We start from the raw sequence: 12,709 nt of genomic DNA, 5'->3' as shown, positions 1-12,709 counted from the left end.
GTGGTTAGTATTATTCATTTTTAAGAAATAGCAGAGTGAGCCACAATTAATCAACCGAAACACGTGGAGAACAACATGACTTATTCATCTGCTACACATGCCTTCTCTGTCAGTCCGGCCACGGGTGAAACCCTCTCAACCTGGCCTTGGGCGACGCCGGAACAGGTTGACCGCGCAATTTCTCAGTCCGACGCGGGGTACCGCCAGTGGCGTCGTGAAAGCGTTGCCCATAGGGCGCAAAAGCTGCGCGATCTCGGCGCAGCGCTGCGACACCGCGCCGAAGAGATGGCGCAGACGATCTCCCGTGAAATGGGCAAACCCATCCTGCAGGCGCGGGCGGAAGTGGCAAAATCCGCGGGTCTGTGCGACTGGTATGCCGAGCACGGCCCGGCGATGCTGCGTGCGGAGCCTACGCTGGTGGAAAACCAGAACGCGGTCATTGAATACCGTCCGCTGGGGCCGATCCTCGCGGTGATGCCGTGGAACTTCCCGCTCTGGCAGGTGCTGCGCGGCGCGGTGCCAATTCTGCTGGCCGGTAACAGCTATCTGCTCAAACACGCCCCCAACGTGCTCGGCTCTGCGGATCTTATCGCGCAGATCTTTGCGGATGCGGGTTTCCCAGAAGGCGTGTTCGGCTGGGTGAACGCCACCAATGACGGCGTCAGCCAGGCGATTAACGATCGTCGTATTGCGGCGGTGACCGTCACCGGCAGCGTGCGTGCCGGGGCAGCCATTGGTGCTCAGGCGGGGGCCGCGCTGAAAAAATGCGTGCTTGAGCTGGGTGGCTCAGACCCGTTCATCGTCCTCAACGATGCCGACCTGGATCTTGCCGTGAAGGCGGCGGTGGCGGGTCGCTATCAGAATACCGGGCAGGTGTGCGCGGCGGCCAAACGCTTCATTGTGGAAGAGGGTATTGCGAAGAACTTTACACAGCGCTTTGTCGATGCGGTTGCTGCGTTAAAGATGGGCGCGCCGGAAGAAGAAAAGAACTACCTGGGCCCGATGGCGCGGTTTGACCTGCGCGATGAACTGCATCAGCAGGTGCAGGCGACGCTTGCAGAAGGGGCAACGCTGCTGCTGGGCGGAGAGAAGATCGGCGGTGAGGGGAACTATTACGCGCCAACCGTGCTGGCGAACGTTACCCCGTCGATGACGGCCTTCCGTCAGGAGCTGTTTGGTCCGGTCGCGGCCATTACGGTCGCGAAAGACGCGGATCACGCCCTGACGCTTGCCAACGACAGCGACTTTGGCCTGTCTGCGACGGTCTTCACCGCTGACGCAGAGCTTGCGGATAAATTCTCGCGCGAGCTGGAGTGCGGCGGCGTGTTTATCAACGGCTATAGCGCCAGCGATGCGCGCGTGGCCTTCGGTGGCGTGAAGAAAAGCGGCTTTGGACGCGAGCTTTCCCACTTTGGGTTGCACGAGTTCTGTAACGCGCAGACGGTATGGAAGGATCGCGTGTAATCCTTAATTTCGGCCCTCAGCACGAGGGCCGTTGTCACTAATCTGCAATGGTTCTGTCATTTTCATTTCGTAGACTCGCTCGCGTCTAACGCCTTGTAAATGAAGCTAATTATGAACCTAACGCAAATTTTTCGCCGTATTGCGCAGCGTCTTACTCCCCGTCACTTTGGCCTGTTGACGGGGATCTTTTGTATTATTGGCCTTTTCTCCGCGCTGCAGCTCTCCTCGTCATTTCTGCTTAACGCCTCCCTGAACGACGCCCAGCGCAACGAGCAGCAAAACCTTCTGGCATGGCAGCAGCAGAGCAAGCTGGATCAGGCCCGTGTTTCCCTGCTGGCGGCAAGCGACCTGCTTAACCGGTCCGGCGTCTGGTTTATGCAGGATAAAGAGACCGGATCCGACGGGAGCTGGCATAGCCTGATGGATGATGCGCAAAAGGCGCTGACGGTGTCTCAGCAGGCGTGGAAGGCCTGGCTGGCGCTGAATCCGCCGAAAGACGACGCGCTGGTGAACAGCTATCAACTTTTCTACGGCGCGATCGAAGAGCAGGCTGAAGGTCTGGTCAAAACCAACACCATCGACGCTTTTTTTGCCGTCCCGGCGCAGGCGTTTCAGACGGATTTTAACGACAACTATGCGCGCTATCAGCAGGCAAGCGAGAAGCTGGCCATGCAGGGGCGCCAGAGCCTCATGGCACAGCTATCCGGCCTGCAAACGTTGTTCCTGTTTGCGCCTGTGCTGTTGCTCGCCATCGCGGTTATCGTGTGGTTCGGCATGTCGAGATGGGTGATTACGCCGCTTCGTCGGCTCATCGCGCATATCAACCGGCTGGCAGCAGGGGATCTCTCCGGCACGCCGCCCAACGTCATGCGCTTCAACCGGGAGATAGGGCAGCTCAGCGACAGTATCGCCACGATGCAGCACGGCCTGCAGCAGCTGGTGACGCAGGTCAGCCATGCCACCGCCACGATGGTGGAAAACATCGGCTCCCTGGCGGAGGGTAACCAGAAGCTGTATCAGCAGTCAGCGCGTCAGGCGAAAGAGCTTGAGGATGTGACGGCGCATATCGCGTCGCTGGAAAGCCATGTGGAAGGGAATACCGGCTATGCCAGGCTCGCCAGCTCGCGGGCCGATGAGGCGCGCCAGGCCGCCGTGGGCGGAGACCAGATAATGTTAACCGTAAACGCGTCCATGCAGGCGATCGTCGACCGATCGTCTGAGATGCGCGGGATCGTGGCGATGATCGACAGCGTGGCGTTTCAGACCAACATCCTGGCGCTCAATGCCGCCATCGAAGCTGCCCATGCAGGAAACCAGGGACGCGGGTTTGCCGTCGTCGCCCGGGAGGTCGGTCTTTTGGCCAGAAAGAGCAGCCACTCGACGCAGACCATACAGGAGCTGATCAACCGCTCGCTGCAGGGCATTGAAGACGGTTCCCGCGCCGTCACCCTGATGGAAGAGAATCTCCAGCAGGTCACCGGGCTGGTGGGCAATCTAAGCAGTTTGCTTAATGAGATCTCCACCGCCACGCTCAGCCAGGGAGAGAGTATTCACCAGATGACGCGTCAGCTTCAGGCGCTGAATCAGGTCTCCCGTCAGACGGATTTGCTGGTCTCAGACGCCTCGGATGCCTCAGAGCGGCTGCAAAAGCAATCCGATCTTTTATTGCAGGCCGTTTCGCGTTTTCGTCTTAGCGCCTGACGTAATACATAAGCCTCTGTTATACTCGCAGCCCGTTTTAGCCTGAGGGCAAGGAGCAAAGTGTGGCTGCGGTCATCCATAATGAGATGTTGGACGAGATTCTGGCGCAGGTTCGTCCGTTAATTGGAAAGGGGAAGGTTGCCGACTATATTCCGGCCCTTGCCTCGGTAAGCGGGAATAAGCTGGGCATCGCTATCTGTACCATAGACGGACAACGATTCCAGGCAGGCGATGCCACTGAACGTTTTTCCATTCAGTCCATTTCGAAAGTGCTGAGTCTGGTTGCAGCGATGCGCCAGTACGAAGAAGAAGAGATTTGGCAGCGCGTGGGTAAAGATCCTTCCGGCCAGCCTTTTAACTCGCTGCTTCAGCTCGAAATTGAACAGGGGAAACCGCGAAACCCCTTCATCAATGCCGGGGCGCTGGTGGTCTGCGATATGCTGCAAAGCCGCCTCAGCGCTCCGCGCCAGCGAATGCTTGAGATTGTTCGTCAGCTCTCGGGCGTTGACGATATTGCCTATGATGCGCTGGTAGCGCGCTCGGAGTTTGAACACTCCGCCCGTAACGCGGCTATCGCGTGGCTGATGAAATCCTTCGGTAATTTCCACAACGACGTGGCGACCGTCCTGCAAAACTACTTCCATTACTGCGCCCTGAAAATGAGCTGCGTTGAGCTGGCTCAGACGTTCCTGTTCCTTGCGCATCAGGGTCATGCGCCGCATCTCGATCAGGAAGTGGTTTCTCCTCTACAGGCTCGCCAGGTTAACGCGCTGATGGCCACCAGCGGGATGTATCAAAACGCCGGTGAGTTTGCCTGGCGCGTTGGATTGCCAGCTAAATCGGGCGTTGGCGGCGGAGTCGTGGCGATTGTGCCGCACGAAATGGCGATTGCCGTCTGGAGCCCGGAACTGGATGAAACGGGAAATTCGCTTGCCGGTGTCGCGGTTCTGGAGAAACTGACCCAGCGTCTGGGACGTTCCGTATACTGATGTCCGATCTGGATCCTCTTTTTTCCCGCCTGGCGCGATCGACATTTCGCTCGCGCTTTCGCTTAGGCGATAAGGAACGACAGTACTGCTGGGACAAAGGCCCCGAAACCATTGACCAGCATGCCGCGGATTTTGTCGAAAAGCGCCTTGCGCCTGCACAACCTGCAAACGACGGCAAGCAGACGCCCATGCGCGGACACCCGGTGTTTATCGCCCAGCATGCCACGGCCACCTGTTGTCGGGGCTGTCTGGCAAAATGGCATAACATTCCACAGGGTGTGACGCTCACTGCGCAGCAGCAAAATTATATTGTCGGCGTCATTCACCACTGGCTGGTGTTGCAAATGAACGCCTAAATTTGACGAGTTATGCTCCTGTGTTATTTGTGTTATAGATGCATCCTAAGTTAGTCCCAATCGTGCTGACGACCGCAATAATTGCCGTAAGCTTTCATATGGAATGATATTTAATGCGTTCTGCTCTTACTGCCTTCAGGCCGTTCCAGGTTGACACGCCGCTGCGAAATGCATCGACGATCTTTATCCTCACCACCTTATTCTATTTTGTGGGCGCGGAGTTACGGCTCGTTGAGGCCCTCTCTCTGTTCTGGCCGCTGAATGGCGTCATGGCAGGGATCTTCGCCCGCTATGTTTACCTGAATCGCCTGCACTACTATGCGGTATGTTATGTCGCGATGCTGTTGTACGACGCGGTGACGACCAACTGGGGTATCGCTTCAGTGGTGATCAACCTGTCTAACATGATCTTTATCGTTGCCGTCGCCGTGCTGATTCAGCGCGACAAGCGGCTAATGAAGAAAACCCCGGATCCGCTTAACGCATTACGCCTGTTTAACTACTGCCTGATTGCCGCGCTGCTTTGTGCCTTCCTCGGCGCGGTGGGGTCGGTTGGGATTGACAGTCACACCTTCTGGCCGCTGTTTGCCGACTGGTTTAGCGAGCAGTTCTCAACCGGCGTGCTTGTTGTGCCTTGTATGCTCACGTTATGCATGCCCGGGCATGAACTCAGGTTACGTCTGGAGCAGTTGCTGCCTGTGATTGCGCTGATCGTCTCGGTGGTCGCTTCGGTGGTGATTGGCGGAGCGGGGAGCCTCTCGTTTCCTCTGCCTGCACTTATCTGGTGTGCGGTTCGTTACTCATTGCCTGCGACCTGTCTGCTAACGTTTATCACGGGCGCCACTGAAATTATTCTGGTCGCCAACTCGATTATTAACATTGCCGTGGCGACGCCGTTTACCACCCCAATGATGTTTTCAGCCCGGCTGGGGATCGCCACGATGGCGATCTGTCCGGTGATGGTCTCCGTCAGCATGGCGGCGATTAACTCCCTGATCCGTCAGGTTTCCCTGCGGGCGGATTATGACTTCTTAACGCACGTCTATTCGCGTTCCGGGCTTTATGAGGCGTTAAAGCAGGAAGAAACCTACCGGCATACACGTTTTCTGACCGTCATGCTGTTGGATATTGATTATTTCAAAAGCATTAATGATAACTACGGCCACGAGTGCGGAGACCGCGTGCTGGCGTCGTTTGCCCGACAGGTTCAGCAGGTTGTCGGTGAAGACGGCATGGTGGCGCGCATGGGCGGGGAAGAGTTCGCGGTGGTAGTTAATTCAGGCGACGCGCAGCACGGTTTTGAACTGGCTGAACGTATCCGGTCCACCGTGGCCAGCCATCCTTTTACATGGCGTCACCAGACCCTCTATCTGACGGTCAGTATTGGCCTCGGAAGTGGAAAGGCAGAGTCATGGCAGTTGACCGAGGTCTTCAACAAGCTCATGGCCGAGGCGGACGATCATCTCTATCGTTCAAAAAAAGCGGGTCGAAACCGTACCAGCGCCCGGGTGGCGGACGAGCAAATTGCTACGCCTTCCGGGAGTGAAACATAGCTGCGTTAATCGTCATAAGGCATTGACGTGAATAGTAAGCGGCTTAACAGGACGTCAGAACACTGACAATGTCTCTGTTTAAGCTACGCTTTTAGTAACGCTTTACGTCAGGAGACATTATGAAAGAACCTGCAACCCCTGAAAATGAAACGGAACGTCTCAACTCGCTGCGCGAGTCTGGTTTGCTTGAGATTGACAGTTCCCCGGCGTTTGACCGCTTAACGCGTCTGGCAAAACGCTTTTTCCAGGTGCCGCTGGCGATGGTCAATCTTATCGATGAGCATTCGTTGATCGTCAAGTCGGCTGATGGTCAGGCACCGAGCGCCGTTCCGCGTAACATCTCATTCTGTGGACATACGATACTCACCGAAGCGCCGCTGGTGGTGGGGGATATGCTTCAGGACGATCGCTTTGCGGATAATCCGCTGGTGGCCGGTGAGCCGCGCGTGCGGTTTTACGCGGGCTTCCCGCTGCGCCTGCGTGACGGCGCGAGCGTGGGCTCGCTGTGCCTGATTGATTACGCTCCCCGTGAATTTTCAGCGTCCGACCTCGCCGTGCTGGGGGACCTGGGCGCGCTGGCGGAAGATGAATTTGCTGCCATCAGTGCGGCGACCACGGATGAATTAACCGGGTTATTCAACCGTCGGGGCTTTAATCAGCTTGTACGTTTCACGCTTTCCGTTGCCCGGCGCCGGGCTGAGCCGCTGACCCTTGGCTGGCTGGATTTGGATCGTTTTAAGGAGATTAACGATCGCTACGGCCATGAAGAGGGAGATAAGGCGCTGAAAGCCATGGCGCAACTGATGCGCAGCTCTTTCCGTGAAGCAGATCTACTGGTGCGTTTTGGCGGGGACGAGTTCGCCGTGCTGTTTGCGGATACGGATGAGCAGGGGGCCTGGATTGCCATGCAGTATCTCGCCGAGCAGGTAGAAAGTTATAACGCCCGCAAGCTGCATCCCTGGTCGCTTCATTTCTCATGGGGGCTTAGCGAATTCGATCATAACGGCAACGACCTGCAGCAGTGGTTAAAAGATGCCGATGAAAAGATGTATGCCATGAAACAGCAGCGCCAGCGCGCCCGGTGACATAACAAAAGCGTATGTTCGATCCGTTTGCGTTAAGAAGATGTTAAATGCACAGTGATGGTATTCAACGTAAGGAAAAACAATGAATACCTCACTGCAAATCAAAAACCTCACCCGAGACGAAATTCTTACCCATATTGATGCGCTGGCCGGGATCCTCGAAAACTGCGTAAACGGCGGGGCATCCGTCAGCTTTATGCTCCCTTATAGCCTGGATAAGGCCCGTATTTTCTGGCGCGGTATTGCCGAAAGCGTAGCGCGAGGCGAGCGGCTGGTGCTTGTCTGCGTCGATGCGCAGGACGGCGTCATCGGAACGGTGCAGCTGATCACAGACCAGCCGGAAAACCAGCCGCATCGGGCCGATGTGGCAAAGCTGCTGGTTCATGAGAAAGCGCGCCGGAAAGGGGCCGCGATGGCATTGATGGAAGCGCTGGAAGCTGAGGCCCGGGCCAGAGATATTTCGGTTCTGGTGCTTGATACCTCCACCGGCAGCGGGGCCGAAACCTTCTACCAGCGTGCCGGCTGGCAAAAGGTTGGTGAGATCCCGCGCTACGCGCTGATGCCGGACGGTGCCATGACGGCCACGTCCGTGTTTTATAAGTTCCTGTAAATATTCTGCACAACTACGCGACGTATTGATCAAAACAGGGTTTCTGGTCGTTAAGTTTTGATAAGTTATCGTACCAATCCTATCAGGCTGTATGACTAATCATAAAAGGAACCCCTTGTGAACACGCTCAACCGTCGTGATTTTCCCGGTGCTCAATACCCAGAACGCATCATTCAGTTTGGTGAAGGCAACTTCCTGCGTGCGTTTGTCGACTGGCAAATCGACCTGCTAAATGAACATACCGATCTTAATGCCGGCGTGGTTATCGTCCGTCCTATTCAGAGCGATTTTCCACCGTCGCTGAGCACTCAGGATGGTCTCTATACCACTATCGTTCGTGGCCTGAACGGGCAGGGGGAAGCGGTGAGCGAGAGCCGTCTTATCCGCTCCGTTAACCGTGAAATCAGCGTCTACGAAGACTATGACGCGTTTCTGAAACTGGCTCGCAATCCGGATATGCGGTTTGTTTTCTCGAATACCACCGAAGCGGGTATTAGCTACCACGCAGGTGACAAATTCGACGATGCCCCTGCAGTGAGCTATCCGGCGAAGCTGACGCGACTACTGTTTGAGCGCTTCAGCCACTTTAACGGCGCGCCGGATAAAGGCTGGATCATCATCCCGTGCGAACTGATTGACTACAACGGAGATGCCTTACGTGAACTCGTTCTGCGCTATGCGCAGGAATGGGCGCTGCCTGCGGCCTTTATCCGGTGGCTAAACGACGCCAACTGCTTCTGCTCGACGCTGGTAGACCGTATCGTGACCGGTTACCCGCGCGATGAAGCGGCTGCGCTTGAAGCTGAGCTGGGTTATCACGATCGGTTCCTGGACACGGCTGAACATTTCTATCTGTTCGTTATCCAGGGGCCAGCATCCCTTGCGCACGAGCTTCGTCTGGATAAGTACCCGTTAAACGTGCTGATTGTCGATGACATCAGGCCTTACAAAGAGCGCAAAGTCGCCATCCTGAACGGCGCGCACACGGCGCTGGTGCCGGTCGCGTTCCTGGCCGGGCTGGATACGGTAGGCGAGGCGATGAATGATGCCGAGGTCTGCGCGTTCGTCGAAAAAGCGATTTATCAGGAGATTATTCCGGTCCTCGATCTGCCGCGTGACGAGCTGGAAACTTTCGCCAGTGCGGTAACTGGACGTTTTCGCAACCCCTACATCCGACACCAGCTGCTCTCCATCGCGCTTAACGGCATGACCAAATACCGCACCCGCATCCTGCCGCAGCTGCTGGCAGGGCAGAAGGCAACGGGGGAATTACCAGCACGCCTGACGTTTGCTCTGGCCGCACTGATCGCTTTTTATCGCGCGGAACGTAACGGGGAGAACTATCCGGTGCAGGATGATGCATGCTGGCTGGAACGTTATCAGCAGCTGTGGGCGCAGCACCGCGATCGGCAGCTGAGCACCCGTGAACTGGTGCAGTCGGTGCTTAGCGTGAGAGAGCACTGGGAACAGGATCTGACGCAGGTGAACGGTCTTGTCGACCAGGTGACGCTGGATCTGGATGCCATTCTGCTTAAGGGCATGCGCACCGCGGCTAAACCGCTTTGTTAATAGGTTCACCCGGCTTCGGCCGGGTTTGAATACGACATTATTTAGTTACAACATACTATTGGCTTTGTTTTTAAAAAGCACATGCAGCACCGTGCGGTTTTCGTTACTCAGGGGAGAGAATGCAATGTTCCGTTAACATGCTTGCAACGGTGACGGGGATCACGTTTAATAGCCTCGCTCTTTTCTTTCCTGAAACTCACTATGATCGTTCGTCCTAAACAGCACTGGCTACAATTGATTTTTGTCTGGCACGGTTCGGTACTTCCCAAGATCTATACCCGATTGCTGCTCAACTTCCTGCTCTCTATCGCCGTTATCCTGATGTTACCGTGGTATACGTCGCTCGGTATCAAATTTACCGTGGCGCCATTTAGCATTCTCGGCGTGGCGATCGCTATCTTTCTGGGTTTCAGAAACAACGCCTGTTATTCACGCTACGTCGAGGCGAGGCTGCTCTGGGGGCAGCTGATGATAGCGGCACGCTCGCTGTTTCGCGAGGTAAAAAACACCTTGCCTGACGATAAGCACCTGGGCGAATTTGTCCGCCTGCAGATTGCTTTTGCCAACTGCCTGCGCATGACCCTGCGCCGGGAGCTGAACGCCGAGCAACTCTCTCGCTATCTTGCTGCGGATGATTTACGTCACGTGATGAGCGCCAACTCACCGGCGAACCGTATTTTACTGATCATGGGGGAGTGGCTGGCCGTGCGGCGGCGAAACGGGCAACTCTCAGACATTCTGTTCCATAGCCTGAACAATCGTCTGAACGACATGTCTATCGTCCTTTCCGGCTGCGAGCGCATTGCAACCACGCCGGTACCGTTTGCCTATACGCTGATTTTGCACCGCACGGTATATCTGTTCTGCATCATGCTGCCTTTCGCGCTGGTTGTGGACCTGCACTACATGACGCCCTTCGTTTCGGCGCTGATCTCCTACACCTTTATCTCGCTGGACACCCTTGCGGAAGAGCTGGAAGATCCGTTTGGCACCGAAGATAATGACCTGCCGCTGGACGCCATCTGCAACATGATGGAACGCGATCTGCTGCAGATGAACGATGAAGAGAACATTCCGGAAAGGCTGATGCCGGATAAGCACTATCAGCTGACCTGACGGGCGTTCCACTCGTCGCGGGTGATCTCCCACAGCTCGGAGTCCAGCATCCCGCTGACGTAGGCTTTCTTTTCCGTCCTGATAAGCCGCATGCCGCTACTGTCTGAAATACGCCGGGAGCGGCTGTTCGCGGCGGCTTTCGGTGCGCGCAATACGGGTTTATTTAGCGTATTGAACCAGTAATCCGTCGCGGCAATACTGGCTTCGCGCATATATCCGTGCCCCTGAAATTCCGGCGCGAGCCAGAACCCGCGGTTGTTGTCCTCGACGTCGTACAGGCAAATAATGCCCATCAATTCATCCGGCATATCGCGTCGCCGGATGCTCCAGAACCAGGCAATCCCTTTTGCCATATCCGGCAGCGCCACGTTGTTGACATAGTTTTCCGCGCCGTTATCCGGGTAGGGCCAGGGCACGGAGGAGACCATATAACGGACAATCTCCCAGCGCGGATATAGCTTTTGTATCTGGACGGCATCTTCCGCTACCAGCGGTTTCAGCAGTAAGCGTTCTGTCGTGAGCGTCGGTATCGTCATGCGCTGATCTCCCTTTTTAGGCGTTATGCTTTTGTTTGCGTTCTGGTATTTTCATCTATATGACGTTCTGTTTAGTTGCGTTGTAACGTATTTACTACCAAAATTTTGCTCTGCTGAGCGTTCGACTACCATCAGATTAGTTGGGCTAACTTACCTACCCACATAAGGAATAATGTATGGTTTTGCCTGGAATGAATCCTGAGACCAATCTCCCCGGTTATGATTATGCGCGAATGGCAGGTTTAGGGGCTGCAGATTTCGATTTCAAAGCACTGGGTTCCGCCATGGACTGTAATCGCGAATTTGCTCAGGCCGGTATCATTTATTCTGATGGTACTCAACGCTACCTGGTTCGCTCTGGTCAGCGTCATCCTAATGGCCAAAGTGGTATTGTAACCCACGTAATTGTAACGAAAGCGAACTCGCAGCCATCCACCTCCAGCGTAGGTAAATCATTGACTGACGCTGTGACATCGACATCCATGGGTACTGAGCTTGCGTCGACTGTACTATCCTGTGGCGCGATGATCATTACTGGAGGTGTAATGCTTGCAGGCACGGCAGCAACACCTCTTACCGCAGGAGGCAGTGGTGTTTTAGTGGCTATCGGCTACGCTGGTACTCTCGCTACCGGATTACAATGTGTTAACGGTCTTTATCGAATTTATGATCTGGTTGAAAACGGTGGCGGAAATGTTGCATGGCTCGATACGCAAGAATGGTACGTCGCCACCTCCACATCACTGGATGTAATTTCGTTAGCAAGTGCAGGTGGGGCATTAAAAGAAGCCGTTACCACCTGGCGTGCAATGAAATCCATATCTTCCTTGAAAGCCACTGAATGGTTAAAAAGCTATCCTCGTCAGGATCGTGCTCGTTTGACCGAATTGATAATTCGCGCGCAAAACCCCGGTATAAGCAACAAAGAAATCAAGGCTCTTATCCGCGCGGGTCTTTATCCGAAACGCTTTCCAACCGGGCCGGTTCAGGTAGAACTCACTCGACAACTTGGGCAAGTGGTAACAAGTGCCGCAGCATTGGCAGGAAGTGCGGTGAGCGGCGTTATTGCAGCGCCCAGTAACTTACCACGGACCGGTAAATACATTATCGGTACCATTCAGTCACTGGCGGTATTCTGATGAAGTTTTTGAGTTTGTTAACCGGACGGGTTTTCCAGGATCTCCTGCAACATGGTAAAGATATAGAGGAGGCTATTGCTCGTCGTGATACCCGCCTTCTGGATAATTCCACTCCCGAGCTGGAACGGTATTTTTCGCGCCCCCTCAGCGAGCTTCCGCGTCAAAATCCTTACCCGGTAGCTATGCTGTTACCTCTGTTTTTAGTGGCGTTTGCGCTAAACCTTTTGCCTTTTCTCAGCACGTTGCAGGGTTTGTCACCTTTACATCATGCATTGAGCTTTTTCTTACCATCATTGACGATGACAGGCGCGCTCATTGTGACAAGCGTACTACTGGCTCGTGGAAAGACGTCGGGATTGTCGGGCTTTATGGGGTTGTTCATCATCCTGCTGATAACGACCCTCGTTCAGGTTCTACATGTCATGCTTTCTCATGATGGAAGCCTCTGGCCACACGTCATTGCATCTTTCGCGCTGTTACTTTGTCGGGTGGTGATGAACGGCAGCGGCTTTGTTCTATTTACGCTCTATTGTCGTACTCAGCGTCTTGCCAGACTGGCACGGGAAATGCGGCTAAAAAGCCGTTAAAGGG

12 protein-coding genes are annotated in these 12,709 nt (G+C 55.1%); 11 read left to right on the top strand and 1 reads right to left on the bottom strand.

Annotated features, from left to right (window positions below; genetic code table 11):
* Window positions 1-75 precede the first annotated feature (75 nt).
* The 9 genes from sad (at window position 76) to UR504_RS00885 (ending at window position 10,443) form a co-directional block, all read left to right on the top strand.
* Window positions 76-1,464: a succinate-semialdehyde dehydrogenase gene (gene sad / locus UR504_RS00925; RefSeq protein ID WP_302234984.1), complete on the top strand. Its 1,389-nt coding sequence runs from the start codon at window positions 76-78 to the stop codon at window positions 1,462-1,464.
* Window positions 1,465-1,575: 111 nt separating this feature from the next.
* Window positions 1,576-3,165, top strand: coding sequence for a methyl-accepting chemotaxis protein (locus UR504_RS00920; RefSeq protein WP_271367870.1), 1,590 nt, complete (start codon window positions 1,576-1,578; stop codon window positions 3,163-3,165).
* Between the two features lie 62 nt (window positions 3,166-3,227).
* The gene (gene glsB, locus UR504_RS00915) at window positions 3,228-4,154 is read left to right on the top strand and encodes a glutaminase B (protein ID WP_111964600.1); all 927 of its coding nucleotides are present in this window, start codon (window positions 3,228-3,230) and stop codon (window positions 4,152-4,154) included.
* Window positions 4,154-4,510, top strand: coding sequence for a DUF4186 domain-containing protein (locus tag UR504_RS00910; RefSeq protein WP_302234987.1), 357 nt, complete (start codon window positions 4,154-4,156; stop codon window positions 4,508-4,510). The genes glsB and UR504_RS00910 overlap by 1 nt, the downstream gene beginning before the upstream one ends.
* 113 nt (window positions 4,511-4,623) lie before the next feature.
* The gene (locus UR504_RS00905) at window positions 4,624-6,063 is read left to right on the top strand and encodes a diguanylate cyclase (protein ID WP_274243138.1); all 1,440 of its coding nucleotides are present in this window, start codon (window positions 4,624-4,626) and stop codon (window positions 6,061-6,063) included.
* Window positions 6,064-6,182: 119 nt separating this feature from the next.
* The gene (locus UR504_RS00900) at window positions 6,183-7,148 is read left to right on the top strand and encodes a sensor domain-containing diguanylate cyclase (protein ID WP_302234989.1); all 966 of its coding nucleotides are present in this window, start codon (window positions 6,183-6,185) and stop codon (window positions 7,146-7,148) included.
* Window positions 7,149-7,230: 82 nt separating this feature from the next.
* Window positions 7,231-7,758: a GNAT family N-acetyltransferase gene (locus tag UR504_RS00895; protein ID WP_111964596.1), complete on the top strand. Its 528-nt coding sequence runs from the start codon at window positions 7,231-7,233 to the stop codon at window positions 7,756-7,758.
* Window positions 7,759-7,875: 117 nt separating this feature from the next.
* A complete protein-coding gene (locus UR504_RS00890) occupies window positions 7,876-9,327 on the top strand; it encodes a tagaturonate reductase (RefSeq protein WP_302234991.1) in 1,452 nt (483 codons plus the stop codon).
* 201 nt (window positions 9,328-9,528) lie between these two features.
* Window positions 9,529-10,443 (top strand): bestrophin family protein, encoded by a 915-nt coding sequence (locus UR504_RS00885; protein ID WP_111964594.1) that lies wholly within the window; start codon window positions 9,529-9,531, stop codon window positions 10,441-10,443.
* Here the strand turns inward: UR504_RS00885 and UR504_RS00880 are convergent.
* Complete coding sequence (locus UR504_RS00880) at window positions 10,431-10,979, bottom strand: GNAT family N-acetyltransferase (RefSeq protein WP_115875058.1); 549 nt, start codon at window positions 10,977-10,979, stop codon at window positions 10,431-10,433. The two genes, UR504_RS00885 and UR504_RS00880, sit on opposite strands and share 13 nt — an antisense overlap.
* A gap of 176 nt (window positions 10,980-11,155) precedes the next feature.
* On the opposite strand from UR504_RS00880, the gene UR504_RS00875 reads away from it, so the two are divergent.
* Window positions 11,156-12,118 (top strand): hypothetical protein, encoded by a 963-nt coding sequence (locus tag UR504_RS00875; RefSeq protein WP_032674783.1) that lies wholly within the window; start codon window positions 11,156-11,158, stop codon window positions 12,116-12,118.
* Complete coding sequence (locus UR504_RS00870) at window positions 12,118-12,705, top strand: hypothetical protein (protein ID WP_302234998.1); 588 nt, start codon at window positions 12,118-12,120, stop codon at window positions 12,703-12,705. The genes UR504_RS00875 and UR504_RS00870 overlap by 1 nt, the downstream gene beginning before the upstream one ends.
* Window positions 12,706-12,709: the final 4 nt, after the last annotated feature.

The sequence above is a fragment of the Enterobacter sp. 241F3 genome, assembly GCF_034106785.1.
Taxonomy (GTDB): domain Bacteria; phylum Pseudomonadota; class Gammaproteobacteria; order Enterobacterales; family Enterobacteriaceae; genus Enterobacter; species Enterobacter vonholyi.
This window is presented reverse-complemented; position numbering and strand designations above follow the sequence as displayed.

What these genes read in the sequence shown, in the direction of transcription:
- sad (WP_302234984.1), top strand. Translation starts at nt 76, where the DNA reads ATGACTTATTCATCTGCTACACATGCCTTCTCTGTCAGTCCGGCCACG.
- UR504_RS00920 (WP_271367870.1), top strand. Translation starts at nt 1,576, where the DNA reads ATGAACCTAACGCAAATTTTTCGCCGTATTGCGCAGCGTCTTACTCCC.
- UR504_RS00910 (WP_302234987.1), top strand. Translation starts at nt 4,154, where the DNA reads ATGTCCGATCTGGATCCTCTTTTTTCCCGCCTGGCGCGATCGACATTT.
- UR504_RS00905 (WP_274243138.1), top strand. Translation starts at nt 4,624, where the DNA reads ATGCGTTCTGCTCTTACTGCCTTCAGGCCGTTCCAGGTTGACACGCCG.
- UR504_RS00900 (WP_302234989.1), top strand. Translation starts at nt 6,183, where the DNA reads ATGAAAGAACCTGCAACCCCTGAAAATGAAACGGAACGTCTCAACTCG.
- UR504_RS00895 (WP_111964596.1), top strand. Translation starts at nt 7,231, where the DNA reads ATGAATACCTCACTGCAAATCAAAAACCTCACCCGAGACGAAATTCTT.
- UR504_RS00885 (WP_111964594.1), top strand. Translation starts at nt 9,529, where the DNA reads ATGATCGTTCGTCCTAAACAGCACTGGCTACAATTGATTTTTGTCTGG.
- UR504_RS00880 (WP_115875058.1), bottom strand. Translation starts at nt 10,979, where the DNA reads ATGACGATACCGACGCTCACGACAGAACGCTTACTGCTGAAACCGCTG.
- UR504_RS00875 (WP_032674783.1), top strand. Translation starts at nt 11,156, where the DNA reads ATGGTTTTGCCTGGAATGAATCCTGAGACCAATCTCCCCGGTTATGAT.
- UR504_RS00870 (WP_302234998.1), top strand. Translation starts at nt 12,118, where the DNA reads ATGAAGTTTTTGAGTTTGTTAACCGGACGGGTTTTCCAGGATCTCCTG.